Raw genomic sequence first — 25075 nt, 5'->3', positions numbered from 1 at the left:
GGGCGGGACTCAGGCGGCCGGCGGCGGGCAGGCCACGTGCTGCCAGCGCAGCGCGACGTCGCCGGCGGCCTCGCCCGTCACGGTGTACGGCGTGCCGCCCTCGATGGTGACCGTCACCGAGCCGGTCACCTCGGCGTCCCGTTCGAGGAAGCGGCCGACGCAGTGGTCGAGTGACCCGGTCAGCGGGAGGCGCCGCACGTCCCCGGTCCCGGTCCAGGTGAGGTCGATCGTCAGGTGCGCCCCCACCGGGACGGCACCCTGCCCACCCTCCGGCGTGCAGCTCATGGCCGATTCCCCGGACAGCGCTGCCGACTCCAGCTGCACGAGGTCGACGTCGAGGTCCTCGAGGGGCACGCAGCGCAGCCCCCCGAGGAAGACGGCGACGTCGGCGACCGCCCCGCCGTCCCGACCGCCGGTGACCGTCGCGTCGACGGAGAGGTCACCGCCGTCCACCCTCGTCGTGGCGTACCAGCTCGTCGTCGCCCCACGTCCGTCGGGTGGCGCCGCTGCCGCGGTGCCGGTCAGCGTGCCCAGAGCACCGGCAGCCAGCAACAGTGTCACGGCGCCGGCCGTCCGCGTCCGCATGTCGTCCTCCTCCGCGCCGCCCGGACCGTCCGGCTCCGGCGCGGGCGGCAGGGTGGCAGTGGTGGACGGGGCGCGGAACGGATCCGTGTGCGGTGGACCCGGACGACGGCGCGTTCCGCCGGACGCGCCGGGACCGGTCAGGGGCAGGCCGGGACGCCCCGGGCGAGCGAGTCGTCGTCGTCGGCCAGGGTGAGCGCGACGCCGTCGTAGCCGAGCTCCGGCACCACGACGCGCACCTGCCCGGTCACCACGGCGTGCCGGTCGGTGAGCAGCTCGCGGCAGGCGCCGTCGGGGCTGTCGAGGGTGTACTCGTGGCCGGGGCCCTCCGCGGTCCAGGTCAGGTCCACCACGGCGGTGCCGGTGACCTCGCCCGGCCGCATGTGCGACCCGCAGGTCAGCGCCAGCTCGCCGCGGGCGGTGGCGGAGTCCAGCCCGGCGACGGTCGCGGGGACCCGCTCCTCGGTCAGGCAGTCCCAGCCGAGGACGAAGAACTCGCCGTTGCCGAAGGCGTCGGCGTCCGGCGGGTCGAACACGGTGACGTGCACGAAGAGGTCGTCGCTGCCGGTGTCGCCGCCGGCGCCGAGGAACGCGCTGGCGTACCCGGTGCCGCCGTCGTCCGGCGCGGCAGGGGTCGTGGGGGTGGCCCGCGGGACCGCCGCCGGCTGCCCGCCGCACCCGGCCAGCAGCACCGCCGCCAGGCCTCCGATCCACCGCACGCCGTCCTCCTCCGCCGCTGCCGGGCGCGGAGGATGGCAGCCGCCGCCGGGCGGCGGAAGGGCCTAGCGGACGACGACGACGTGCTCGCCGCGCGGGACGAACTCGCCGATCACCGGCGCGCCGGGCACCTCGCCGGCCAGCAGTAGCCCGCCGGAGGTCTGCGCGTCGGCCAGCAGCAGCGCCTCGTCCTCGCCGACGGCGGACAGGTCGGTGTGCGGGCGCACCCAGTCGAGGTTGCGCCGGGTGCCGCCGGAGACGAACCCGCCGGCCAGCGCCTCGCGGGCGCCGGCCAGGTAGGGGACGGCGGCGGCGTCGACCACCGCGGTCACCCCGCTGGCGCGGGCCATCTTGTAGAGGTGGCCGAGCAGGCCGAAGCCGGTGACGTCGGTGCCCGCGCGGACGCCGGCGGCCAGCGCGGCGCGCGAGGCGTCCCGGTTGAGCGCGGTCATCGAGGCCACCGCCTCCTCGCTGACCTCGCCGGTGGCCTTCATCCGGTTGTTGAGCACGCCGACGCCGAGCGGCTTGGTCAGCGACAGCGGCGTCCCGGCGACGGCGGCGTCGTTGCGGATGACCCGGTCGAGGTCGAGGACGCCGGTGACGGCCATGCCGTACTTGGGCTCGGGGTCGTCGATCGAGTGCCCGCCGCCGACGTGGCAGCCCGCCTCCTGCGCCGCCTCGAGCCCGCCGCGCAGCACCTCGGCGGCGAGCTCGGCGGGCAGCACGTCGCGCGGCCAGCCGAGCAGGTTGACCGCGACCACCGGGGTGCCGCCCATCGCGTAGACGTCGGACAGCGCGTTGGCCGCGGCGATCCGGCCGAAGGTGTACGCGTCGTCGACGACCGGGGTGAAGAAGTCGGTGGTGAGCACCAGCCCCTGCCCGCCGGCGATCCGGACGACGGCCGCGTCGTCGCCGTCGTCGAGGCCGACGACCAGCTCGGCGGCCGGGTCGGCCGGGCCGGTGTGCGTGAGCCCCGCGACGACGGCCTCGAGCTCGCCGGGCGGGATCTTGCAGGCGCAGCCGCCGCCGTGGGCGAACCGGGTGAGGCGGATCCGTGCGGGCGCGCTGGTCACGGCCCCACCGTAGGCTGGCCGGCGGAGGCGTCAGGGCGCCTGGTGGCCCCCGCGGCCTCTAAAGCCGACGTGGCCGAGCAGCTCGGTCAGGCGGGTTCGATTCCCGTCCGCCTCCGCCAGCCTCCCCGCGGGCCGGCGCGCATACGCTCCGCAGCGATGAGCGCCGACCCGCGGCGGGCAGTGCCCCGCACCGACACGCTGCTGGCCGACCCGGCGCTGGCCGACGCCGCGTCGCGGCTGGGCCGGGAGCTGGTCAAGGACGCCGTCCGCGAGGTGCAGTCCCGCATCCGCGCGGGCGAGCTCGCGCCCGGCGACGCGGTCGCCGCCGTCCTCGCCGGCCTGCCCTCGACCGCGTCCGCCCTGCGCCCGGTGCTCAACGCCACCGGCGTCCTCGTGCACACCAACCTCGGGCGGGCGCCGCTGTCGGCCGCGGCCGTCGAGGCGGTGGTCGCGGCCAGCGGCACCACCGACGTCGAGCTGGACCTGACCACCGGCCGCCGCGGGCCGCGCGGCGAGGCGGCGATCGCCGCGCTGCTGGCCGCCGTCCCCGCCGCGCGGGCCGCGCTGGTGGTGAACAACTGCGCGGCCGCGCTGGCGCTGGTGGCCACCGCGCTGGGCGGCGAGCTGGTCATCGCCCGCGGCGAGCTGGTCGAGATCGGCGACGGCTTCCGCATCCCCGCCCTGCTCGAGTCCACCGGCGCCCGGCTGCGCGAGGTGGGGACGACGAACCGGGTGACCCTCGACGACTACCGCGACGCCCTGCACGAGGACACCGGCGCGGTGCTCAAGGTGCACCCGTCGAACTTCGTCGTCCGCGGCTTCACCCGGGCCGTGCCGGTGCACGAGCTGGCCGAGGCGCTGGCCAACAGCGGCGTGCCGCTGGTGGCCGACGTCGGCTCCGGGCTGCTGCGCCCGCACCCGGCGCTGCCCGACGAGCCGGACCTGCAGACGACGCTGGCCGACGGCGCCGACCTGGTGCTCGCCAGCGGCGACAAGCTGCTCGGCGGCCCGCAGGCCGGCCTGGTGCTCGGCCGCGCAGACCTGGTGCAGCGGCTGCGCCGGCACCCGCTGTACCGGGCGCTGCGGGTCGACAAGACGACACTGGCCGCGCTGGAGGCCACGCTGCGCGGCCCGCAGCCGCCGGTGCAGCAGATGCTCGCCGCCGACGTCGCCGGGCTGCGGGCCCGGGCGCGGGCGCTGGCCGGGCGGCTGGCCGCCGCCGGGGTCGACGCGCACGCGGTGGACTCCGCCGCCCGGGTCGGCGGGGGAGGGGCGCCCGAGCACCCGCTGCCCAGCGCCGCGGTCTCGCTGCCCGAGGACCTCGCCGAGCCGCTGCGGCTCGGCGCCCGCCCGGTCGTCGGGTACGTGGCCGACGGGCGCACCCTGCTCGACCTGCGCAGCGTGCCGCCGTCGGCCGACGACGACCTCGCCGCCGCGGTGCTGGAGGTGGCCGGCCGGTGTCCCTGAGCGGCATGGACGTGATCGCGACCGCCGGGCACGTCGACCACGGCAAGTCGACGCTGGTCCGCGCGCTCACCGGCATGGAGCCCGACCGGTGGGAGGAGGAGCGCCGCCGCGGCCTGACCATCGACCTCGGGTTCGCCTGGACGACGCTGCCCTCGGGCCGGGTGCTGGCCGTCGTCGACGTGCCCGGGCACGAGCGGTTCGTCGGCAACATGCTCGCCGGCGTCGGGTCGGTGCCGGCCGCGCTGGTCGTGGTCGCCGCCGACGACGGCTGGTCGCCGCAGACCGCCGAGCACGTCGCCGTCCTCGACGCGCTCGGCGTGCGGCACGCGCTGCTCGCCGTCACCAAGGCCGACCTCGCCGACCCCGCGCCCGTGCTCGCCGACGCGACCGAGCGGCTGGCCGCGACGTCGATGGGCGCCGTGCCCGGCGTCGCGGTGAGCGCGCCCACCGGCCGGGGCGTCCCCGGGCTGACCGCCGCCCTCGAGGCGCTGCTGGCCGGGCTGCCCGCGCCGGACACCGGGGCGCCGGTGCGGCTGTGGATCGACCGCGCCTTCCCCATCCGCGGCGCGGGCACCGTCGTCACCGGCACCCTGGCCGCGGGCACCGTGGCGCCCGGCGACCGGCTGCGGCTCGGCGACCGCGAGGTGGGCGTGCGCGGCGTGCAGTCGCTGGGCCGTCCGGTGGAGCGGGCGACGGCGACCGCACGCGTGGCGCTGAACCTGCGCGGGGTCGCCGTCGAGGACCTCGCCCGCGGCGACGCCCTGCTCACCCCCGGCGCGTTCCGGTCCACCGCGGAGGCCGACGTCGTCCTGGCCCGCGCGCCCGAGGGCCGGCTGCCGGCCGAGGCGGTGCTGCACGTCGGCTCGGCGGCGGTGCCGGTGCGGCTGCGCCCGCTGGACGGGCGGGCGGTGCGGCTGCGGCTGGCCGCCCCGCTGCCGCTGCGGGTCGGCGACCGGGTGCTGCTGCGTGACCCGGGCGCCCGGCGGGTGCTCGGCGCCGACGTCCGGGACGTCGCCCCGCCGGAGCTGCGCCGTCGCGGCGCGGCCCGGCAGCGGGCCGGCGAGCTGGGCCGCCAGCAGGCCGGGCCGGCCGGGGCGGCCGCCGACCTCGCCCGCCGCCGGGTGGTGCGCGCCGACGACTTCACCGCGATGGGCTGGCCGGTGCCGGACGACGCCGTCCGCGCCGGGCCGTGGCTGCTGGCGCCGGGGCTGGTCGGCGAGCTGGCCCGCCGGGTGCCGGGGCTGGTGGCCGCGCACCGGCAGGCGCACCCGCTGGAGCCGGGGCCGCCGGTCGCCGTCGTCCGCCGGGAGCTGGACCTGCCGCACGACGACCTGGTCGCCCTGGTCGTGCGGCCGCCGCTGGCGCTGCGCGAGGGCCGGGTGGTCGTGGCGGCCGCCGGTCTGCCGCCGGCCGTGCAGCGGGCGGTCGACGGGATCCGCGCGCGGCTGGCCGCCGATCCGTTCGCCGCGCCGGACGCCGAGGAGCTGCGCGCCGCCCGGCTCGGCCCGCGTGAGCTGGCGGCCGCGGTGCGCGACGGGCAGCTGGTGCGCATCGCCGACGGCGTCTACCTGGCGCCGGGCGTGGAGGAGGCCGCCCGCGCGCGGCTGGCCGCGGTGCCGCAGCCGTTCACGCTCAGCCAGGCGCGCTCGGCGTGGGGGACGACGCGGCGGGTGGCCGTGCCGCTCGTGGAGTGGCTGGACGCGCGCGGCGTCACCGAGCGGCTGCCCGACGCCTCCCGCCGGCTCCGCTGACCGGCGCGCCACCTCGGCGGGTCCGTTCCGTCGCCGCTCGTGCTCTGCACACAGGTGTGTGCAGAGCACGACTCCCGGCAGGAGACCTCGGATGCCGGAGCTCGTGCTCAGCCCCCACGGGCGGGGCAGAGCACGACTGCGCCCGCGGAGAGGTCAGCCGCCGGCCTGGCGGAGCAGCGCGTCCCGCTCGTCGCTCTCCGTCACCACCGGCTGCGCGGAGGAGGCGTCGACGGTCTCCACGGTGTCCTGGGGGTCGACCGGCTCGGGCAGGGTGCGGAAGCGCTCGCGCGGGTCCTCAGGGGCGGTCACGCCCGCAGCATCTCGCGCGGGGCCGGCTACAGCGAGGGGACCCAGCGCGCCGGGCGCTTCTCCCGGAACGCGGCGATGCCCTCCTGCCCCTCCTCACCGGCGAAGGCGCGGGCGGAGAGGTCCAGCAGGTCGTCGAACGAGCCGCGCAGCCCGCCGGCCCGCAGCAGCCGCTTGGTCTCCGCCAGCGCCCACGGCGACCCGGCGGCCAGCGCCAGCACCTGCCCGTCGACGGCGGCGTCGACCTCGTCGTCGGGCGCCACCAGGTCCACCAGCCCGCCGGCCGCGGCGGTGGCGGCGTCGAACACCTCGCCGGTGAGCATGAGCCGGTGCGCCGCGTGCGGCAGCATCCGCGGCAGCACGACCGCCGAGATCACCGCGGGCACCAGCCCGAGCCGCACCTCCGACATCCCGAACGTCGCCGAGGACGCGGCCACCACGACGTCGCAGGCCGCGGCCAGGCCGACCCCGCCCGCCCGCGCCGGCCCGCGGACCGCGGCCACCACCGGCTTGGGCGCGGTCCAGATCGTCCGCAGCAGGTCGGGCAGCTCGCGCACGCCCTGGTCGCCGGCACCCGCGCCGGCGGCCTCGGACAGGTCCATCCCCGAGCAGAACACCCGGCCGGTGTGGTCGAGGACGACCACGCGCACCGCGTCGTCGGCGAGGGCGGCGTCGAGGGCCTCGCGCAGCTGCGCGCGCAACGCCCGGGACAGGGCGTTGCGGTTGGCGGGGGAGTCCAGCACCAGACGGGCCACGCCCCCCGCGACGGTCACCTGCAGCAGCCGGTCCTCGTCCACGGGTGCAGAGCTCACCCGGGCATCCTGCCCGGGGGTGGCGGGGGCGCGGCACACTGGGAGCAGATGACCACCACCCTGACGCTGCTGCCGGCACGTCCGCCCGCGGACGACGACCTGCCGGCCGGTGCCCGCGAGCACCTGACGACGACGCCGTTCGGGCTCTACGTGCACGTGCCGTTCTGCGCCACCCGCTGCGGCTACTGCGACTTCAACACCTACACCTCCGACGAGCTCGGCCCCGGCGCCAACCGCGCCGAGTACGCGGGCACCGCGATCGCCGAGCTGCACCGCGCCGCACGGGTGCTGGGCCCCGACCTGCCGACGGTCTCCACCGTCTTCGTCGGCGGCGGCACCCCCACCCTGCTGCCCGCCGAGGACCTCGCCGCCGTGCTGGCCGCCGTCCGCGAGCTGTTCCCCGTCGCCGGCGACGTCGAGGTGACCACCGAGGCCAACCCCGAGTCGGTGACCCCGCGGTCGCTGGCGACGCTGCGGGCGGCCGGCTTCACCCGGCTGAGCCTCGGGATGCAGTCCGCCGCCGAGCACGTGCTCGCCGTCCTCGACCGGCGGCACACCCCCGGGCGCGCGGCGCAGGCCGCGCGGGAGGCGGTCGTGGCCGGCTTCGAGCACGTCAACCTCGACCTCATCTACGGCACGCCCGGCGAGACCGACGCCGACTGGGCCGCCTCGCTCGACGCCGTCCTCGCCGCACCGGTCGACCACGTCAGCGCCTACGCGCTCATCGTCGAGGACGGCACCCGGCTGGCCCGCCGCATCGCCCGCGGCGAGCTGCCCATGCCCGACGACGACGTCCTCGCCGACCGCTACGTGCAGGCGGACACGGTGCTGCGCGGCGCCGGGTTCGACTGGTACGAGGTCAGCAACTGGTCGCGCGGGGACGCCGCCCGCTGCCGGCACAACGAGCTGTACTGGGCCAACGCGAACTGGTGGGGGACCGGCCCGGGCGCGCACAGCCACGTCGGCGGCGTGCGCTGGTGGAACGTCAAGCACCCGGCGGCGTACGCCCAGCGGCTGGCGGCGGGGGAGAGCCCGGCGGCCGACCGCGAGGTGCTCGAGCCCGCCGACCGCGCTCTGGAGACGGTGATGCTCGGGCTGCGGCTGCGCGACGGGCTGCCGCTGACCGCGCTGTCCGACACCGGCCGGGCCCGCGCCGCCGACGCCGTCGCCCGCGGGTTGCTGGAGCCCGCCGCGCACGCCGGGGGCCGGGCGGTGCTCACCGACCGCGGCCGGCTGCTCGCCGACGCCGTCGTGCGGGACCTGACCGACTGACGGATGTCAGCCCGGGCCGACGACGTCCGGCAGGTCCGGTACCGGGATCGGCGGGTCTACGGTCGGGCGCCGTGGACGCCGACTCCCGGTGGCGGCAGATCGCCTGGTCGCTGCCCTGGCTGCTGTTCCAGGTCTTCCCGCTCGCCGACCTGCTGACCACCGACCGGCCGACGGCGGTGCAGGTGGTCGCCGGCGCCACGCTGCTGGTGTTCACCGCCGTCTACCTCGACGTGTTCCGCCGGTCGTTCACCACCTGCGACCCGGGCGGACGGCTCGGCCGGCTGGCGGTGGTCGCGGCGCTCGGCGCCGGCCTCGCCGTCTGGCTGGGCCCGTCGTGGGCAGGGCTGCTGATCTACGTGTCGGCGGCCTCGGCCGCGGCGCTGCCGCAGCGCTGGGTGTGGCCGGCGGTGGTCGCCGCCGCCGCGGTGTGCGCCGGGGTGGTCGCCGCCGACGGCCAGCTCGGGAGCCTGTTCATCCTCCCGGTGATGTGCGTGCTCACGGCGTTCGCGATGCGCGGCACCCGCCACCTGGTCGAGGTCAACACCGAGCTCGCCGCGGCCCGCGAGGAGCTGGCCCGCAACGCCGTCGCCGAGGAGCGGCTGCGCTTCGCCCGCGACCTGCACGACCTGCTCGGCCACAGCCTGTCGCTCATCGCGCTCAAGAGCGAGCTCGCCGGGCGGCTGGCCGAGGTGGACCCGGCGCGGGCCCGCACCGAGATGGCCGACGTCGAGGCCGCCGCCCGCCGCGCGCTGGCCGAGGTCCGCGACGCGGTCAGCGGCTACCGCCAGGTCAGCTGCGCGCAGACGCTGGCCGAGGCGCGCGCGGCGCTGTCCGGCGCCGGGATCGCCGCCCGCCTGCCCGACCGGGTGCCCGTGCTGCCCGGCCCGGTCGACGCCGCCCTGGGCTGGGTGGTGCGCGAGGCGACGACGAACGTGCTGCGGCACAGCGGCGCCCGGACGGTCACCGTCACCCTCGCCGACGACGGCACCGACGCGGTGCTCGCCGTCACCGACGACGGCCGCGGCCCCGCCGACGACACCGCGCCCGGCTCCGGGCTCACCGGCCTGTCCGAGCGGGTGGGCGCGCTGGGCGGCCGGCTCACCGGCGGCGCCGGCCGTGACGGCGGCTACGAGCTGCGCGCGGTGCTGCCGCTGCTGCCGGCCCCCGCGGCGGTGGCGACCCGGTGATCCGGGTGCTGGTGGCCGAGGACCAGTCGATGGTCCGCGGCGCGCTGCGGGCGCTGCTGGAGCTCGAGCCCGACATCACCGTCGTCGCCGAGGTGGGCCGGGGCGACGAGGTGCTGGCCGCCGCCCGCGAGCACCGCCCCGACGTCGCGCTGCTCGACATCGAGATGCCCGGGCGGGACGGGCTGGAGGCCGCCCGCGAGCTGGCCGCCGAGCTGCCGGGCGTGCGCGCCGTCGTCCTCACCACCTTCGGCCGGCCGGGGTTCCTGCGCCGCGCCATGGAGGTGGGCGCGGCGGGCTTCCTGGTGAAGGACGCGCCGGTCGCCGAGCTCGCCCGGTCGATCCGCGCCGTCGTCGCGGGGGAGCGGGTGATCGACCGGGAGCTGGCCGCCGCCGCGCTGGCGATCGGCGCGACGCCGCTGTCCGCCCGCGAGGCCGACGTGCTGCGCGAGGCCGCCGACGGTGCCACCGTCGCCGACATCGCCCGGCGGCTGTTCCTGTCCGAGGGCACGGTGCGCAACTACCTGTCCTCGGCGATCGGCAAGACCGGCGCCCGCACGCGGGTGGAGGCCGCCCGCGTCGCCGCCGACAAGGGCTGGCTCTGAGGCCTACAGCTCGAGCTTCATCCCGACGTGCGAGGGGACGAAGCCCAGCCGCTCGTAGAAGCGGTGCGCTTCGGGGCGGCGGGCGTCGGTGGTGAGCTGCAGCAGTGCCGCGCCACGGCGGCGGGACTCCGCGGCGCACCACCGCAGCATCGCCTCGCCGAGCCCCCGCCCGCGGGCGGCCGCGGCCACCCGCACGCCCTCGACCTGTGCGCGCAGCGCGCCGCCGCGGGACAGCCCGGGCACGAACGACAGCTGCAGGGTGCCGACGACCGCCCCGGCGTCCTCGGCCACGACCAGCAGGTGCGCGGGGTCGGCGGCGACGGCGGCGAACGCCCGCTCGTAGGGGACGGGGTCGGCCGACTCCCGGGTGGCACCGAGCGGGTCGTCGGCCAGCAGCGCGACCACCGCGGGCAGGTCCCCGGCGGTCGCCTCCCGCAGCAGCACCCCGCCGTCGAACCGGGCCGGGTCCATCAGGCCAGGTTGGCCGGCATCAGCGCGTCGAGGTCGAGCACCCGGACGTGGATGACCGAGCGCTGCTGCAGGGCCGCCCGCAGCGCGCGGTGCAGGCCGTCCTCGAGGTAGAGGTCGCCGTGCCACTGGACGGCGTGCGGGAAGAGGTCGCCGTAGAAGGTCGAGTCGTCGGCGAGCAGGGTGTCCAGCGCCAGTTCGCGCTTGGTGGTGACGAGGGTGTCGAGCCGGATCTGGCGGGGCGGGATCATCGCCCAGTCCCTGGTGGCCAACCCGTGCTCGGGATAGGGGCGCCCGCTCCGCACCGCTTTGAAGATCAGGGACCCGACCTCCGTCCAAGACCTGCCCCGTACCGGCACCGACGCGTCCGAGCCTATCGGCCCGCCGCCCGCCGTGCCGGGCACCCACCGGGGTGGTGGACCCCGTCACGTCCGCGACGGAACGGCTCCCTGGTCGTATGCTGGATTGGCACTCGGTCCGTGCGAGTGCCAGCCCCGCCGGGCACCCGGCGGGGGCGGGCCGGAGCCCCCGGGGCTCCCCGCACGGCGACGTCGACCGGTTCGGGGAGGTGTCACCGTGGCGCACGACGAACGGCGCCTGCAGGTTCTACGGGCCATCGTGCAGGACTTCGTCTCCACCAACGACCCCGTGGGCAGCAAGGCCCTGGCCGAGCGGCACGACCTCGGGGTCTCGCCGGCGACCATCCGCAACGACATGGCCGTCCTCGAGGAGCAGGGCTACATCACCCAGCCGCACACCAGCGCCGGGCGGGTGCCCACCGACAAGGGCTACCGGCTGTTCGTCGACCGGCTGTCGGCGGTCAAGCCGCTGTCGCCGGCCGAGCGCCGCGCCATCGAGCGGTTCCTCGACGGCGCGGTCGACCTGCACGACGTCCTCGGCCGCACGGTGCGCCTGCTCGCCCAGCTGACCCACCAGGTCGCCGTCGTCCAGTACCCGACCCTGTCGCGCAGCGCGGTGCGCCACCTCGAGGTGGTGCAGCTGACCGGCTCGCGGCTGCTGCTGGTGCTCATCACCGACACCGGCCGCGTCGAGCAGCGGGTCGTCGACTGCCCGGTCGACGTCAGCCGCGACGACGTCGCCGACCTGCGCGCCACGCTCAACGCCGCGTTCACCGGCGCCCGGCTCGCCGACGCCGGCAGCAAGGTCCCCGACCTCGTGGAGACGGCGCCGGAGCACCTGCGGGCGCTGGTCGCCGCGGTCAGCGCCGCGCTGATCGAGACCCTCGTCGAGCCGGGGGAGGACCGCCTGGTCATCGGCGGGACGGCGAACCTGGCCCGCGTCGCGCTCGACCCCGGCAGCCTGCGCCCGCTGCTCGAGGCGCTGGAGGAGCAGGTCGTCGTCCTCAAGCTGATCAGCGAGGTCGACAGCAGCGGCGCGGTGCTCGTGCGCATCGGCGAGGAGAACGCCCACGAGGCGCTGGCCGGTGCGTCGGTCGTCTCGGTGGGGTACGGCACCGGTGACCGGGCGCTGGGCGGACTCGGCATCGTCGGCCCGACCCGCATGGACTACCCAGGCAACATGGCCGCGGTGCGAGCCGTGGCCCGTTACGTCGGCCAGTTGCTGGCCGGGAGCTGAGGTCTCGACCCCCCATGGCAACCGACTACTACGGCGTCCTCGGGCTCTCCCGGGGCGCCTCCGACGCCGACATCAAGAAGGCCTACCGGCGACTGGCGCGGGACCTGCACCCCGACGTCAACCCCGACCCCGGGGCCAAGGAGCGCTTCCAGGAGGTCAGCCGGGCCTACCAGGCGCTGACCGACCCGGACAAGCGGCGCATCGTCGACCTCGGCGGCGACCCGTTCGACAGCGGCGCTGGCGCCGGCGCGGGCTCACCGTTCGGCGGGGCCGGCTTCGGCGGGCTCGGCGACATCATGGACGCCTTCTTCGGCGGCGGGATGGGCACGCGCGGGCCGCGCAGCCGCGTCCGCGCCGGCGACGACGCCCTGATCGCGCTGGAGCTCGACCTCGAGCAGACGGTCTTCGGCACCACCGAGACGATCACCGTCGACACCGCCGTGCTGTGCGGCACCTGCGCCGGCGCCGGCACCGCGCCGGGCACCCACCCGACCACCTGCGTCACCTGCTCGGGGCGCGGCGAGGTGCAGAGCGTCCAGCGCTCGTTCCTCGGCCAGGTCGTCTCCAGCCGGCCGTGCCCGACCTGCGCCGGCACCGGCCAGGTCATCCCCGACCCCTGCCCCGAGTGCGGCAGCGAGGGCCGGGTCCGCGCCCGGCAGGACATCCAGGTGAAGGTGCCCGCCGGCGTCGAGGACGGCATGCGGATCCGGCTCACCGGCCGCGGCGAGGTCGGCCCCGGCGGCGGCCCCGCCGGCGACCTGTACGTGGAGATCCGCGAGCGCCCGCACCCGGTGTTCACCCGCGAGGGTGAGGACCTGCACTGCCACGTGGCGCTGCCGATGACGGCCGCGGCGCTGGGCACCACGCTGCCGCTGACCCTGCTCGACGGCGAGGACACCGACGTCGACGTCCGCCCCGGCACGCAGGCGGGCACCGTGCTCACCCTCCGCGGCCAGGGCGCGCCGCGGCTGCGGGCCACCGGCCGGGGCAACCTGCACGTGCACGTCGACGTCCAGACGCCGACCCGCCTCGACGCCGAGCAGGAGAAGCTGCTGCGCGAGCTGGCGGTGCTGCGCGGCGAGGACCGCCCCGGCCCGTCGGAGACGCACGGCGGCCTGTTCTCCCGGGTCCGGAACTCGTTCAAGTGAGCGTCCCGGCCCCCGACGACGCCCGGCCGGCCCTCGACGGCTCCCCGCTGTTCCTGCTCGACGAACTGCCCGACGACGGCGAGGTGCTCGTCGGCGGCGCCGAGGGCCGGCACGCCGTCGACGTGCTGCGGCTGACCACCGGCGAGGCGGTGCGGGTCGGCGACGGCCGCGGCGCCGTCGTCGAGGGCACCGTGCTCGACGCCGGCCCGGCCGGGCTGCGCGTGCAGGTCACCGCCCGCCACGAGGTGCCGCCGCCCGACCCGGAGTTCGTGCTAGTCCAGGCGCTGCCCAAGGGCGACCGCGGCCCGCTGGCCGTGGAGCTGGCCACCGAGCTCGGCGTCGACCGGGTGGTCCCGTGGGCGGCCGCCCGCTGCGTCACCCGCTGGCGCGAGGACCGCGTCGAGAAGGGCCTGGCCAGGTGGCGGGCCGCGGCCCGGGCGGCGGCCAAGCAGTCGCGGCGGCCGCGGGTCCCCGAGATCGGCGACCTCATGACCACCCGCCAGGTGTGCGGGGAGCTCGCCGACGTCGACCTCGCGCTGGTGCTGCACGAGCAGGCCCGCCGTCCCCTCGCCGGGATCGAGATCCCCGCCAGCGGCACGGTCGCCGTCGTCGTCGGCCCGGAGGGCGGGCTCACCGACGGCGAGGTCGTGGCCCTGCGCGCGGCCGGCGCCCAGCCGGTGCGGCTCGGCCCCGAGGTGCTGCGGACCTCCACCGCCGGCGCCGCGGCGCTGGCCGCCCTGTCGGTCCGGACCCGCTGGCAGTAGCTGCGGGTGTGGCCCCCTCGCAGGGGCCCGCCGCGAGCTCGCGAGCGGTGGGGGGCGAGGGGGTCCTTCTAAGGTCGGCGGGGTGACCGACTGCCTCTTCTGCCGGATCGTCGCCGGGGAGATCCCCGCCGACGTCGTGCACGAGACCGACCGCACGCTGGCCTTCCGGGACGTCAACCCGCAGGCGCCCACGCACGTGCTGGTCATCCCCAAGCAGCACCACGCGACGGCGGGGCTGCTCGTCGGCGCCGACCCGCAGCTGCTCGCCGACGTGGTGGCCGCCGCGCACGCGGTGGCGATCCAGGAGGGGCTGGCCAGCGAGGACGGCACCGAGCCCGGCTACCGGCTGGTGGCCAACACCGGCCCGCAGGCCGGGCAGACCGTCCACCACCTGCACCTGCACGTCCTCGGCGGCCGCGACCTGCGCTGGCCCCCGGGCTGAGCCGGGCGGGCCGCCTGGCAGGGTGGCCGGCATGACCGACGCCGGCAGCGCCGCCCCCGTCCGGATCGAGCGGGACGGCGACGTCGCCGTCGTCGTGCTGGACGCCCCCCCGCTCAACCTCTTCGACGAGTCGGTGTTCGCCGCGTTCGAGCGGGTCGTCGCCGAGCTGGTGACCCTCACCGAGCCCGGCCGCCCCGACCGCGCCCGCGCGGTGCTGCTGGAGGCCCGCGGCAAGGTCGTCTCCGGCGGCGTCGACGTGCACGCCTTCCAGCGGATCGCCGAGGGCCCCGCCCCCGCCCAGGAGGGCACGGCGCTGTGGGCGCGGCTGCTGCGCATCGCCCAGACGCTGGAGGACCTGCCCGTCCCCACGGTGTTCGCCGCGCACGGGCTGACCCTCACCGCCGCCTTCGAGCTGGCGCTGGCCTGCGACGTGCTGCTGGCCGCCGAGCGGGCGGCGTTCGGGCTGGTGGAGATCGTCGTCGGGCTGACCCCGTCGATGGGCGGGCCGCAGCGGCTGGCCGAGCGGGCCGGCCCGGCGCGGGCCAAGGAGCTGGTCTTCACCGGCGAGCGCTACCCGGCCGCGGTGCTGGAGCGGTGGGACGTGGTCAACCGGGTGCTGCCCGACGACGGCTTCGCCGAGGCCGCCCGCGACTACGCGCGCCGGGTCGCCGCCGGCCCGACGCTCGCGCACGCGGCCACCAAGCGGCTCGTGACGACGGCGGTGCGGCACGGCGCGCGGGCCGCCGACGAGATCACCCCGCAGGTCTCCGGGGCGCTGTTCGCCACCGACGACCTGCGCGGCGCCGTCGCCTCCTTCCTGGCCGACGGGCCGGGGAAGGCCACCTACTCGGGGCGGTGACCTGCGCGCGAGCGGGGTTCCCGGTGGCGGGGCGCGGGTAGAGTCGAACCGTCTAGTTCCCCGTGCCAGGAAGGCAGGGTCGAGGGTTCTTGCCCGACACCTCCCCGAACGTCCCCGTGCCGGGCGCGCCCACGTCCCGCGAGGCCTCCGCGCAGGCCGTCGCCGCGGACAGCGCCAGCACCCTCGCCAGCGCCGCCCCCGCGGCGGTCCGCGCCACCATCACCGTCCCGGACTCCGTCTCGATGGTCGCCCTGCTCGGCTCCGGTGACGAGCTGCTGCGGCTGGTCGAGTCCGAGGTCGACGCCGACGTGCACGTCCGCGGCAACGAGATCGCCGTGACCGGGCAGCCGGCCGACAACGCCTTCGCCGTCCGCGTGTTCGACGAGCTCATCGCGCTGATCGGCACCGGCCAGGCGCTGCGCCCGGACTCGGTGCGCCGGGTCATCGGCATGCTGCGCAGCGGCGGCTCCGAGCGGCCGGCCGACGTCCTCAGCCTCGACATCATCAGCCGCCGCGGCCGCACGATCCGGCCCAAGACGCTGAACCAGAAGCGCTACGTCGACGCGATCGACGCGCACACCGTCGTCTTTGGCATCGGCCCCGCCGGCACCGGCAAGACCTACCTGGCGATGGCCAAGGCCGTGCAGGCGCTGCAGACCAAGCAGGTCAACCGGATCATCCTCACCCGCCCCGCGGTCGAGGCCGGCGAGCGGCTGGGCTACCTGCCCGGCACGCTCAGCGAGAAGATCGACCCGTACCTGCGGCCGCTCTACGACGCGCTGCACGACATGGTCGACCCGGAGTCGATCCCGCGGCTCATGCAGTCCGGGACGATCGAGGTCGCCCCGCTGGCCTACATGCGCGGCCGCACGCTCAACGACGCGTTCGTCATCCTCGACGAGGCGCAGAACACCACCGCCGAGCAGATGAAGATGTTCCTCACCCGCCTCGGCTTCGGCTCGAAGATCGTCGTCACCGGTGACGTCACGCAGGTCGACCTTCCTGGCGGCGCGCAGAGCGGCCTCAAGGTGGTGCGGGAGATCCTCGACGGCGTCGAGGACGTGCACTTCGCCAACCTGACCAGCTCCGACGTCGTCCGCCACCGGCTGGTCGGCGACATCGTCGACGCCTACGAGCGGTGGGACGCCGCCCACCAGCAGGGCGCCGGGCGCCCCGCCGTCCCCGCCCGGCCGGCGCGGCCGCGCCGGCAGGGGAGCTGAGCGCCGTGCCGGTCGAGGTGGCCAACGAGTCCGAGATCGCCGTCGACGAGGCGGAGCTGACCGGCATCTGCCGGTACGTCCTCGCCGAGATGGGCGTCAACCCGATGGCCGAGCTGTCGGTGCTGTGCGTCGACCCGGACTACATGTCCGTGCTGCACGAGCGCTGGATGGGGGAGAAGGGCCCGACCGACGTCCTGGCCTTCCCCATGGACGAGCTCGACACCGCCCGCCCCGACGACCCCGAGCCCGGCCCCGCGCTGCTCGGCGACGTCGTGCTGTGCCCCTCGGTCGCCGTCCGGCAGGCCCGCGCCGCCGGCCACTCCATGGACGACGAGCTGCTGCTGCTGGCCACCCACGGCGTGCTGCACCTGCTCGGCTACGACCACATGGAGCCCGAGGAGGAGCGGGAGATGTTCGGCCTGCAGACCCGCCTGCTGGAGGGCTGGCGCTCGGCGCCGCGGCAGCCGGTCACCGGTGAGCCGGCCGAACGGGGTCCCGGGACGCGGTGACGCGATGAGCGCCGGTGCGGTCACGCTGCTGGTCGTCGCGATCTGCCTGGTGCCGCTGGCCGGCCTGTTCGGCGCCATGGACGCCGCCCTGCAGCGGGTGTCCAAGGCGCGGGTCGAGGAGCTGCGCCGCGACGGCGTCCGGCGGGCGGCCACCCTCGAGCGGGTCCTCGACGAGCGCGCCCGCCTGGTGGCGCTGCTCCTGCTGCTGCGGATCGTCTGCGAGATGGTCGCGGCGGTGCTGGTCGCCGTCGTCCTGGTCCGCGTGCTGGGCATGGGCTGGCAGGCGGTGCTCGCCGCGGCCGGCGTGATGACCGTGGTCAGCTACGTGCTGGTCGGCGTCGGGCCGCGGACGCTGGGCCGCCAGCACGCCTACCCGGTCGCGCTGGCCACCGCCGGGGTGGTGCGGCTGCTGGGCCGGGTGCTCGGCCCGGTCGCGACGCTGCTGATCCTGCTCGGCAACGCGATCACCCCCGGCCGCGGCTACCGCGACGGCCCGTTCTCCACCGAGGTCGAGCTGCGCGAGCTGGTCGACCTCGCCGAGGAGCGCGGCGTCGTGGAGTCCGGCGAGCGCAACATGATCCACTCGGTGTTCGAGCTCGGCGACACCATCGCCCGCGAGGTCATGGTGCCGCGCACCGACGTCGTGTGGATCGAGCGCACCAAGACCGTCCGGCAGGCGCTGGCCCTGGCGCTGCGCAGCGGCTTCAGCCGCATCCCGGTGATCGGGGAGAACGTCGACGACGTCGTCGGCGTCGTCTACCTCAAGGACCTGGTGCGCCGGTCGCAGAACCTCGGCGAGGCCCGCGGCCCGAGGGTCGAGGAGCTCATGCGCCCGCCGGCGTTCGTGCCGGAGTCCAAGCCGGTCGACGAGCTGCTGCGGGACATGCAGGCCCGCCGCATCCACATCGCGATCGTCGTCGACGAGTACGGCGGCTTCGCCGGGCTGGTCACGATCGAGGACATCCTCGAGGAGATCGTCGGCGAGATCGCCGACGAGCACGACGCCGTCCAGCGGCCGCCGGTCGAGCACCTCGACGACGGCTCGGTGCGGATCACCGCCCGGCTGCCGGTCGAGGACCTCGCCGAGCTGTTCGACGTCGAGCTGCCCCGCGACGACGACGTGGAGACCGTCGGCGGCCTGCTCGCCCGCGAGCTCGGGCTGGTGCCGATCGAGGGCTCGTCGGCGGAGGTCGCGGACCTGCGGCTGGTCGCGGAGAGCACCGGCGGGCGGCGCAACCGGATCGACACGATCCTGGTGTGCCGGGTGCCCGACGCGGACCCCGAGCACCAGGCCGGGGCCACCCGGGCGGAGGTCCCGGCCGTCGCCGAGAGCTGACGTGGAAAGCTCGTCCCTCGTGCCCGACCTGCAGCCCGAGGACGCCAAGCTCGTCACCCTCGCCCGCTCCGCCCGCGGCCGCACCGGCGCCCAGGAGGGCGCCGCGGTGCGCGACACCGACGGGCGCACCTACGTCGCCGCCAGCGTCGCGCTGCCCTCGCTTCGGCTGTCCGCGCTGCAGGCGGCCGTCGCGGCGGCGGTGTCCAGCGGCGTCGAGGGCCTGGAGGCGGCGGCGATCGTGTCCGACGCCGACGCCGTCGAGCAGGAGGGCCTGGCCGCCGTGCACGACCTGACCGCGTCCGCGCCCGTGTTTCTCGCCGGCCCCGACGGGGTGCTGCGCGCCACCTCGTGACCGTGACGAGTGGGGGCCGGAGGCCTCCGCGAGGAGCGGTCGCAGGGGCTCCCGCCTGTGGGGGACGGCACGTGGCCGCGGTGTCGGCCGGTGGGCCGACGATGTCGTCACGCAGTGGGAGACTGGGCCGGTGAGCACGCCGGACCAGCCGTACCGCAGCGGCTTCGCCTGCCTGGTGGGCCGGCCGAACGCGGGCAAGACCACGCTGACCAACGCGCTGGTCGGCGAGAAGGTCGGCATCGTCAGCAACCGGCCGCAGACCACCCGGCACGCCATCCGCGGCGTCGTGCACCGGCCGGGCGGGCAGCTCGTGCTCGTCGACACCCCGGGCCTGCACAAGCCCAAGAGCCTGCTCGGCCGCCGGCTCAACGACGTCGTCCGGGACACGCTGTCCGAGGTCGACGTCGTGGTGTTCTGCGTCCCGGCCGACCAGCCGGTGGGCGCCGGTGACCGGTTCATCGCCCGCCAGCTCACGGAGGTCACGGCGCCGGTGGTCGTCGTCGTCACCAAGACCGACGCCGCGAGCAGGAAGCAGGTCGCCGAGCAGCTGGTGGCCGCCAGCCAGCTCGTCGCGGCCGCCGAGGTCGTGCCGGTGAGCGCGGTCGCGGGCGACCAGGTGGAGCTGCTGGAGGACCTGCTGGTCGGCCTGCTGCCCGAGGGCCCGCCGCTGTACCCCGAGGAGCAGACCACCGACGAGGACACCGACCGCCAGATCGCCGAGCTCATCCGCGAGGCGGCGCTGGAGAAGGTGTTCCAGGAGGTGCCGCACTCCCTCGCGGTCACCGTCGAGGAGCTCAACCGCCGGCCCGACCCCAAGCGGGAGGGCGCCGAGCTGGTCGAGGTGCACGCGCTGCTGCACTGCGAGCGCCCCAGCCAGAAGCCGATGCTGCTGGGCAAGGGCGGGTCGGTCATCAAGGCCATCGGCACCGAGGCCCGCGCCGGGCTGGAGCAGCTGCTCGGCGCCCGGGTCCACCTCGACCTGCACGTCACCGTCCTCGGCGAGTGGCAGGACGACCCGAAGAAGCTGAACCGGCTCGGGTACTGATGAGCACCACGCCGAAGTCGCTGTACCGCGACGAGGGGATCGTCCTGCGCACCCAGAAGCTGGGGGAGGCCGACCGGATCGTCACGGTCCTCACCCGCCGGCACGGCAAGGTGCGCGCGGTGGCCAAGGGCGTGCGCCGCACCAAGAGCAAGTTCGGCGCCCGGCTCGAGCCGTTCAGCCACGTGGACGTGCAGTTCTACACCGGCCGGAACCTCGACATCGTCAGCCAGGCGGAGTCCATCCGCTCCTACGGCTCGGTCATCGCCGCGGACTACCGCGCCTACACCGCCGGCACCGCGGTGCTCGAGACCGCCGACCGGCTGACCGCGGAGGAGAAGGAGCCCTCGCTGCGGCTGTTCCTGCTCGTCGTCGGCGCGCTGCGGGCGCTGGCCGAGCAGACCCACCCGGCCGGGCTGGTGCTCGACGCGTTCCTGCTGCGCGCGATGTCGGTGGCCGGCTGGGAGCCCGCGCTCGGCGACTGCGCCCGCTGCGGCCTCGAGGGGCCGCACCGGCACTTCTCCGTCCCGGCCGGCGGCACCGTCTGCCCCGGCTGCCGCCCGACCGGCTCGGCCATGCCCAACCCGGTCACCATCGGCCACCTGGAGGCGCTGCTGTCCGGCGACTGGGCGACCGCCGAGTCCAGCGAGCAGCCGCAGCGCCGCGAGGGCAGCGGGCTGGTGGCCGCGCTGCTGCAGTGGCACCTCGAGCGCGGGCTGCGCTCGCTGCCGCTGGTGGACCGCTCGGACCCGTCGGCCCCGCGCCGGGAAGTGAGCCTGCTGAGTGAGGCGTGAGGTCAAGCCGCCGAACCCGCACCCCTCGGGCGTCCGCCCGCCCGAGCTCCCCGCCGACAAGGTGCCCCGGCACGTCGCGATCGTCATGGACGGCAACGGCCGCTGGGCCAAGGAGCGCGGCCTGCCCCGGACGGCCGGCCACGAGGCGGGGGAGTCCTCGCTGTTCGACTGCGTCGAGGGCGCCATCGAGCTCGGCGTGAAGGCGATCAGCGCCTACGCGTTCTCCACCGAGAACTGGCGGCGCAGCCCCGAGGAGGTCCGCTTCCTCATGGGCTTCAACCGCGACGTCATCCGCCGCCGCCGCGACGAGATGCACGACCTCGGCGTCCGGGTGCGCTGGGCCGGCCGCCGCCCGCGGCTGTGGCGCAGCGTCGTCAAGGAGCTCGAGGTCGCCGAGGAGCTCACCCGGGACAACGACGTCCTCACGCTGACCATGTGCGTGAACTACGGCGGCCGCGCCGAGATCGCCGACGCCGCCGCGGCCATCGCCCGCGAGGTCGCCGCGGGCCGGCTGGACCCGGGCAAGGTCGACGAGGACACCGTCGCCCGGTTCCTCGACGAGCCGGACATGCCCGACGTCGACCTGTTCGTGCGCAGCTCCGGGGAGAACCGGACGAGCAACTTCCTGCTGTGGCAGTCGGCCTACGCCGAGTTCGTCTTCCTCGACACCCTCTGGCCGGACTTCGACCGCCGGCACCTGTGGGCCGCGTGCGAGGAGTACGCCTCCCGCCAGCGCCGCTTCGGCAAGGCCTAGGCACCCGCGCGGGGGTCCTCCGCGGACGCCGGGCGGACCTCGGCCGACGGTCGGGGGTGCCGCGCCGGAATCCGTTGACAGTGCGTGCGCGTGACCTGACAGTGGCGGCTCCCCCGACAGAGGACGGAAGACCCCCACCGTGAGCGAGAGCACGATCGCGTCCCAGCACGCCCGGACCCCGGCGGCGCCACCGCAGCCCGGTGACCTGAACGACCAGCTGATCGCCAGTGACTTCTGGACCGACCAGATGCTGGCCGACGCCGGCATCCCCGTCGTCGACGTCCCGTTCGTCACCTTCGGTGGCGGCATCGGCTCGTTCGTGACGGTCGACTACCTGCGGATCTGCGGTGTCCCGACGAGCGCCATGCGCGTGCTCACCCCGCTGAAGACCCCGTGGGAGAGCTACGAGTACCTGACGACGGTCTCGCAGATCCCCCGCGGCGAGCGGCTGCGGTCGGACTCGTCGTCCTGCCCCGACAACATCTGGGGCTTCCCGAGCTACGCCATCCGCGAGGCCCTGCAGGGCAACCTCAAGCAGGCCTGGAACGTGCTGGTCGAGCCCATCTTCGCGAACTACTACACCCCGAAGGCGGGGCACGCGTTCGAGTCGATGGAGAAGGAGATGTACCGGATCCGGTACCCGGAGATGGTCGTCAACGGCCAGGTCCGGATGGTCCGGCGCCGCGTGGGCGGCGGGTACTTCACGATCCTGACCCCGCCCGAGGGTGCCACCCCGACCCGGCGGATCGCGTACCGCAGCACCTGGGTGCACGTGGCCGTGGGCTACCCGGGCCTGAAGTTCCTGCCCGACCTGCAGCGCTACCGCAACGAGTACAACGACTACGGCAAGGTCGTGAACGCCTACGAGCGGCACGAGCAGGTCTACGAGCGGCTGCACCAGCGCCCGGGCACCGTGCTCATCCGCGGTGGCGGCATCGTGGCCTCGCGCGTCCTGCAGCGGCTGATCGACGACCGCGACCGGCTCGGCCTGCAGACCCAGATCGTCCACCTGTTCCGCACCTACGTGGACAGGCCGCACGGCACCGGCATCCTCAAGCGCCGCAAGGGCGCCGACGGCTGGGCCTACCAGGGCTTCAACTACCCGAAGTCGGTGTGGGGCGGGCAGCTCAAGCAGCAGGTCCGCAAGAGCGAGGGCGCCGAGCGCAAGCGGCTGTACGAGGAGATGGGCGGCACCAACACCCCCGTCCGCCGGGACTGGAAGGAGCAGCTCAAGCGCGGCCGCGCCGAGGGCTGGTACCGCGTGATGATCGGCAAGATCGAGGAGATGAAGCCGGTCGGCGACCTCGTCGAGGTCACCGTCAGCACCCCGGACCAGGGCCCGCACACCGGCACCTTCGACGCCGTCATCGACTGCACCGGCCTCGAGGCCGACATCCGCGAGCACCGCGTCCTGGCCGACCTGCTCGACCACTCCAACGCCACCCGCAACCCGGTGGGCCGGCTCGACGTCCAGCGGAACTTCGAGGTCACCGGCACGCAGAACGGCGGCAAGGTCTACGCCTCCGGCAGCGCCACCCTCGGCGGCCCGTTCCCCGGCGTCGACACCTTCTTCGGCCTGCAGATCGCCGCGCAGGAGATCGCCGACGACCTGATCGAGCAGGGGTTCGCGCAGAAGCTGGGGCCGGGCCGGTCGACCAGCCAGTGGTGGAAGTGGGTCCGCAACAAGCAGATCTGACCGATCCGCCCCCGACTCGACGACCGACGCCCGCGACGACCGAGAGAGACGACACCGTGCTGCCCACCCTGAACGGCCGCATCCAGACCAGGATCTTCCTGCTGGCCGTGGTCGGTTCGATCTGGACCCTGCTCATCACCCCGGTGCTCCCGACCGGGGCCTCGCTCGGCGCCTCCTACGGCGCCACCTTCTCCGTGCTGCTGGTCGTGCTGGTGCTCGGCGTGCTCTGGGAGCTCGTCTACCACGGCATCCAGCAGTTCCGGTGGGAGAAGGACTGGCCGACGCTGTTCGGCCTGCTCACCGGCATCCCCGAGGGCCTGCTCGTGTGGTTCCTCTTCGCCGGCGGTGCGATCCCGTGGATCGACTCGCTGCCCGGCCCCGCCTTCGCCATCCACTTCGTCAGCACCTGGCTGATCGTGTGGCTGGTCGCCAACGGCCCGATGCGCGTGCCGTTCATCCACTGGCGGATCAACGGCGGGAGGCTCATCTGATGTCGGCCCCCACGCCTCCGCTCACCGGGACGACCGGCGCACCGGCCACCGTGCCGCCCTTCGACCAGGTCGCCGTCCGGGTCGCCCCCGGCCCCGACCTCGTCGTCCGGATGCCCGGGGTGCTGCTGGTCGTCGGGATCCCCACGCAGCCGTCCGGCCCCGCCGCCCCGGCGGCCCGGCCGGCGCTGGTCGGCTGGGGCTCCGCCCCGGTCCCGCCCGCGCCCGCGGCCGCCCCGGCCGGCGACGCGCTCGTCGGCGAGCTGGTCACGCTGTGCCGCCGGGTGTCCGCGGCCGGGTCCCGGGCCCCGGGCCGCCGGCTGCACGAGGACCTGCGCACCTGGCTCGGCACCGTGACCGAGCCGCCGTCGTTCGCGGTCGCCGCCGCCACCGAGGACGGGCTGACGCTCGTGCTCGTCGGCGGCGGCAGCGCCGAGGTGCCCGACCTGGGGCTGCGGCTCACGCCGGCCCAGGGGGAGAAGCTGGACAACGGCACCCTCGTGCTCGACCGCTCCGTCACCTGGCCGCCGGCCCCGCTGCACCTGTCGGCCGGCTCGCCCGCCGACACCGCGCCGCACCCGCTCGCCGACCTCGAGGCCGGTGCGGTCCCCGGCGCGGCCGCCGTGCTCTCACCGGCTCCCGCGCCGTCGGCTGCCGCTCCGGTGCCGTCGGGCACCATGCAGGTCCGGCTGCCGGCACCGCACGCCCGGGTGCCGCTGTCCACGGCCAAGCCGCCGGCCCGCCCGGTGCCCGCCGCGCCCGCGGGGGCCCCGGCCGGTCACGACCACGCAGGTCACGACCACGCAGGTCACGACCACGCCGGGCACGGGCACGCGGTCCCCGCGCCCCTCGCCGCCCCGGCACCCGCCGTCGACCCGGCTCCGGTCGCGCCGCCGCCGGCGCCGGTGGAGCTGCCGGCGCCGGAGCGGTCGGCGCTGCTGTTCGGCGCCGCCGCCGAGGCGGAACCGGCGCGGCAGCCGCTGCCGACCCCGGGCCAGGAGCCGGCGCCCGCGGCCGCGGAGCCGGAGGACGAGCGGCCCAAGGTCAAGGGCATCCTCTGCAAGAACGGCCACCTCAACGACCCGCGGGCCGGGTTCTGCGCGCTGTGCGGCATCCGCACGACGCAGCAGACGGCGGTGGTCGTCGAGGGCGTGCGCCCGCCCCTGGGCCTGCTCGTCTTCGACGACGGCGCCACGGTCAGCCTGGACATGGACTACCTGCTCGGCCGCGAGCCGGAGACCGACGAGCGCGTCGTCTCCGGCCAGGTGCGGCCGCTGCTGGTCCTCGACCAGACCGGCGGCGTCAGCCGGCACCACGCCGAGATCCGGCTCGAGGGCTGGGACGTGCTGCTGCTCGACGTCGGCTCGGCCAACGGCACGCTCGTCGCCCCGCGCGGCGCCCCGGGCTGGTCCTCGCTGGTGCCGCACCAGCCGATCCGGCTGATCCCCGGCACGGCGGTCCGCATGGGCGGTCGCCAGTTCGCCTTCGAGTCGCAGCACGGCGGCTACTGACCCGCACCCCGCTCCACGCCGGCGCCCGTCTCCCCACCCGGGGAGGCGGGCGCCGTCGCGTTCCCGGGCGGTTCCCCGGGCCGCGGGGGGTCCGGCCGACGCTCGTGCCCTGCCCCCACCTGGGGGCAGAGCACGAGCGCGCGCAGGAGGAGCCACCGGCCGGCGCCCGTGCCGTGCACACCGAGCCGGACCCCCGTCCCGGACGCTCGTGCTCTGCACACACCCGTGTGCAGAGCCCGAGCGTCCTGGCATCAGGCCCCCGGCGCGAAGAAGATACGGAAGCCGCCGTCCACCCGCTCCACCAGCCACAAGTCGTCCCCCGAGGTA

27 protein-coding genes and 1 tRNA gene are annotated in these 25075 nt (G+C 76.1%); 21 read left to right on the top strand and 7 right to left on the bottom strand.

The features are described 5' to 3' along the window. Nucleotides 1-9: 9 nt before the first annotated feature. The 3 genes from ACI79B_RS20840 to selD form a co-directional block, all read right to left on the bottom strand. A complete protein-coding gene (locus tag ACI79B_RS20840) occupies nt 10-585 on the bottom strand; it encodes a hypothetical protein (RefSeq protein ID WP_456927056.1) in 576 nt (191 codons plus the stop codon). Nucleotides 586-722: 137 nt separating this feature from the next. Then, nucleotides 723-1301, bottom strand: coding sequence for a hypothetical protein (locus ACI79B_RS20835; RefSeq protein WP_456927055.1), 579 nt, complete (start codon nt 1299-1301; stop codon nt 723-725). A 63-nt stretch (nt 1302-1364) separates the two neighbouring features. Then, nucleotides 1365-2372 carry a selenide, water dikinase SelD gene (gene selD, locus ACI79B_RS20830; RefSeq protein ID WP_456927054.1) on the bottom strand — a complete coding sequence of 336 codons (1008 nt, stop codon included), beginning with the start codon at nt 2370-2372 and terminating at the stop codon, nt 1365-1367. 23 nt (nt 2373-2395) lie between these two features. On the opposite strand from selD, the gene ACI79B_RS20825 reads away from it, so the two are divergent. From ACI79B_RS20825 to selB, 3 genes are all read left to right on the top strand, one after another. Next, nucleotides 2396-2491, top strand: a tRNA-OTHER gene (locus ACI79B_RS20825). Between the two features lie 37 nt (nt 2492-2528). Beyond that, on the top strand, nt 2529-3839 hold the full coding sequence (gene selA / locus ACI79B_RS20820) for an L-seryl-tRNA(Sec) selenium transferase (protein WP_456927053.1): 1311 nt from the start codon (nt 2529-2531) through the stop codon (nt 3837-3839). Then, nucleotides 3830-5590 (top strand): selenocysteine-specific translation elongation factor, encoded by a 1761-nt coding sequence (gene selB / locus ACI79B_RS20815; RefSeq protein WP_457000240.1) that lies wholly within the window; start codon nt 3830-3832, stop codon nt 5588-5590. The genes selA and selB overlap by 10 nt, the downstream gene beginning before the upstream one ends. A 153-nt stretch (nt 5591-5743) precedes the next feature. Here selB and ACI79B_RS20810 read toward each other — a convergent pair whose 3' ends face one another. Together ACI79B_RS20810 and ACI79B_RS20805 are read right to left on the bottom strand one after the other, a co-directional pair. Further along, nucleotides 5744-5899, bottom strand: a complete 156-nt coding sequence (locus tag ACI79B_RS20810; RefSeq protein ID WP_456928402.1) for a hypothetical protein — start codon at nt 5897-5899, stop codon at nt 5744-5746. A 26-nt stretch (nt 5900-5925) separates the two neighbouring features. Next, nucleotides 5926-6708: an enoyl-CoA hydratase-related protein gene (locus ACI79B_RS20805; RefSeq protein ID WP_456928403.1), complete on the bottom strand. Its 783-nt coding sequence runs from the start codon at nt 6706-6708 to the stop codon at nt 5926-5928. 48 nt (nt 6709-6756) lie between these two features. Here ACI79B_RS20805 and hemW point away from each other — a divergent pair, with 48 nt between their 5' ends. From hemW to ACI79B_RS20790, 3 genes are all read left to right on the top strand, one after another. Beyond that, nucleotides 6757-7980 (top strand): radical SAM family heme chaperone HemW, encoded by a 1224-nt coding sequence (gene hemW / locus ACI79B_RS20800; protein WP_456928404.1) that lies wholly within the window; start codon nt 6757-6759, stop codon nt 7978-7980. 71 nt (nt 7981-8051) lie between these two features. Continuing rightward, nucleotides 8052-9167, top strand: a complete 1116-nt coding sequence (locus tag ACI79B_RS20795; RefSeq protein ID WP_456928405.1) for a sensor histidine kinase — start codon at nt 8052-8054, stop codon at nt 9165-9167. Continuing rightward, nucleotides 9164-9769 (top strand): response regulator, encoded by a 606-nt coding sequence (locus ACI79B_RS20790; RefSeq protein WP_456928406.1) that lies wholly within the window; start codon nt 9164-9166, stop codon nt 9767-9769. The genes ACI79B_RS20795 and ACI79B_RS20790 overlap by 4 nt, the downstream gene beginning before the upstream one ends. A gap of 3 nt (nt 9770-9772) precedes the next feature. On the opposite strand, the gene ACI79B_RS20785 is transcribed toward ACI79B_RS20790, so the two are convergent. Together ACI79B_RS20785 and ACI79B_RS20780 are read right to left on the bottom strand one after the other, a co-directional pair. Further along, the gene (locus ACI79B_RS20785) at nt 9773-10240 is read right to left on the bottom strand and encodes an N-acetyltransferase family protein (protein WP_456928407.1); all 468 of its coding nucleotides are present in this window, start codon (nt 10238-10240) and stop codon (nt 9773-9775) included. Then, a complete protein-coding gene (locus ACI79B_RS20780; protein ID WP_457000239.1) occupies nt 10240-10596 on the bottom strand; it encodes a type II toxin-antitoxin system VapB family antitoxin in 357 nt (118 codons plus the stop codon). The genes ACI79B_RS20785 and ACI79B_RS20780 overlap by 1 nt, the downstream gene beginning before the upstream one ends. Before the next feature lie 217 nt (nt 10597-10813). Here ACI79B_RS20780 and hrcA point away from each other — a divergent pair, with 217 nt between their 5' ends. The 15 genes from hrcA to ACI79B_RS20705 all read left to right on the top strand — a co-directional run bounded on the left by hrcA (nt 10814) and on the right by ACI79B_RS20705 (nt 24748). Beyond that, nucleotides 10814-11833 carry a heat-inducible transcriptional repressor HrcA gene (hrcA, locus tag ACI79B_RS20775; RefSeq protein WP_456928409.1) on the top strand — a complete coding sequence of 340 codons (1020 nt, stop codon included), beginning with the start codon at nt 10814-10816 and terminating at the stop codon, nt 11831-11833. 14 nt (nt 11834-11847) lie between these two features. Further along, nucleotides 11848-12981, top strand: coding sequence for a molecular chaperone DnaJ (gene dnaJ, locus ACI79B_RS20770; RefSeq protein ID WP_456928410.1), 1134 nt, complete (start codon nt 11848-11850; stop codon nt 12979-12981). Next, nucleotides 12978-13745, top strand: coding sequence for a 16S rRNA (uracil(1498)-N(3))-methyltransferase (locus ACI79B_RS20765; RefSeq protein WP_456928411.1), 768 nt, complete (start codon nt 12978-12980; stop codon nt 13743-13745). The genes dnaJ and ACI79B_RS20765 overlap by 4 nt, the downstream gene beginning before the upstream one ends. A gap of 82 nt (nt 13746-13827) precedes the next feature. Continuing rightward, nucleotides 13828-14187 (top strand): histidine triad nucleotide-binding protein, encoded by a 360-nt coding sequence (locus tag ACI79B_RS20760; protein WP_456928412.1) that lies wholly within the window; start codon nt 13828-13830, stop codon nt 14185-14187. A gap of 31 nt (nt 14188-14218) precedes the next feature. Beyond that, entirely contained in the window at nt 14219-15046 is an 828-nt protein-coding gene (locus tag ACI79B_RS20755; RefSeq protein ID WP_456928413.1) for an enoyl-CoA hydratase/isomerase family protein, read from the top strand. An 89-nt stretch (nt 15047-15135) separates the two neighbouring features. Next, nucleotides 15136-16266: a PhoH family protein gene (locus ACI79B_RS20750; RefSeq protein WP_456928414.1), complete on the top strand. Its 1131-nt coding sequence runs from the start codon at nt 15136-15138 to the stop codon at nt 16264-16266. 5 nt (nt 16267-16271) lie between these two features. Beyond that, a complete protein-coding gene (gene ybeY / locus ACI79B_RS20745) occupies nt 16272-16775 on the top strand; it encodes an rRNA maturation RNase YbeY (RefSeq protein ID WP_093580955.1) in 504 nt (167 codons plus the stop codon). A 4-nt stretch (nt 16776-16779) separates the two neighbouring features. Beyond that, nucleotides 16780-18111, top strand: coding sequence for a hemolysin family protein (locus ACI79B_RS20740; protein WP_456928415.1), 1332 nt, complete (start codon nt 16780-16782; stop codon nt 18109-18111). Between the two features lies 1 nt (nt 18112). Then, the gene (locus ACI79B_RS20735) at nt 18113-18463 is read left to right on the top strand and encodes a cytidine deaminase (RefSeq protein ID WP_456928416.1); all 351 of its coding nucleotides are present in this window, start codon (nt 18113-18115) and stop codon (nt 18461-18463) included. Between the two features lie 130 nt (nt 18464-18593). Further along, nucleotides 18594-19508, top strand: a complete 915-nt coding sequence (gene era, locus ACI79B_RS20730) for a GTPase Era (RefSeq protein ID WP_456928417.1) — start codon at nt 18594-18596, stop codon at nt 19506-19508. Beyond that, nucleotides 19508-20299 carry a DNA repair protein RecO gene (gene recO / locus ACI79B_RS20725; protein ID WP_456928418.1) on the top strand — a complete coding sequence of 264 codons (792 nt, stop codon included), beginning with the start codon at nt 19508-19510 and terminating at the stop codon, nt 20297-20299. The genes era and recO overlap by 1 nt, the downstream gene beginning before the upstream one ends. Beyond that, entirely contained in the window at nt 20289-21053 is a 765-nt protein-coding gene (locus ACI79B_RS20720) for an isoprenyl transferase (RefSeq protein WP_456928419.1), read from the top strand. The genes recO and ACI79B_RS20720 overlap by 11 nt, the downstream gene beginning before the upstream one ends. A gap of 139 nt (nt 21054-21192) precedes the next feature. Beyond that, nucleotides 21193-22749 (top strand): hypothetical protein, encoded by a 1557-nt coding sequence (locus tag ACI79B_RS20715; protein ID WP_456928420.1) that lies wholly within the window; start codon nt 21193-21195, stop codon nt 22747-22749. A 56-nt stretch (nt 22750-22805) separates the two neighbouring features. Continuing rightward, nucleotides 22806-23240 (top strand): hypothetical protein, encoded by a 435-nt coding sequence (locus ACI79B_RS20710; protein WP_456928421.1) that lies wholly within the window; start codon nt 22806-22808, stop codon nt 23238-23240. Next, on the top strand, nt 23240-24748 hold the full coding sequence (locus ACI79B_RS20705) for an FHA domain-containing protein (RefSeq protein ID WP_456928422.1): 1509 nt from the start codon (nt 23240-23242) through the stop codon (nt 24746-24748). Before ACI79B_RS20710 ends, ACI79B_RS20705 begins: the two co-directional genes overlap by 1 nt. Nucleotides 24749-25075: the final 327 nt, after the last annotated feature.

It is taken from the genome of Geodermatophilus sp. SYSU D00879 (genome assembly GCF_054050375.1).
This window is presented reverse-complemented; position numbering and strand designations above follow the sequence as displayed.

Coding starts and splice junctions, on each gene's coding strand:
- ACI79B_RS20840 (WP_456927056.1), bottom strand. CDS start 585: ATGCGGACGCGGACGGCCGGCGCCGTGACACTGTTGCTGGCTGCCGGT.
- selA (WP_456927053.1), top strand. CDS start 2,529: ATGAGCGCCGACCCGCGGCGGGCAGTGCCCCGCACCGACACGCTGCTG.
- hemW (WP_456928404.1), top strand. CDS start 6,757: ATGACCACCACCCTGACGCTGCTGCCGGCACGTCCGCCCGCGGACGAC.
- ACI79B_RS20785 (WP_456928407.1), bottom strand. CDS start 10,240: ATGGACCCGGCCCGGTTCGACGGCGGGGTGCTGCTGCGGGAGGCGACC.
- dnaJ (WP_456928410.1), top strand. CDS start 11,848: ATGGCAACCGACTACTACGGCGTCCTCGGGCTCTCCCGGGGCGCCTCC.
- ACI79B_RS20755 (WP_456928413.1), top strand. CDS start 14,219: ATGACCGACGCCGGCAGCGCCGCCCCCGTCCGGATCGAGCGGGACGGC.
- ACI79B_RS20740 (WP_456928415.1), top strand. CDS start 16,780: ATGAGCGCCGGTGCGGTCACGCTGCTGGTCGTCGCGATCTGCCTGGTG.
- recO (WP_456928418.1), top strand. CDS start 19,508: ATGAGCACCACGCCGAAGTCGCTGTACCGCGACGAGGGGATCGTCCTG.
- ACI79B_RS20705 (WP_456928422.1), top strand. CDS start 23,240: ATGTCGGCCCCCACGCCTCCGCTCACCGGGACGACCGGCGCACCGGCC.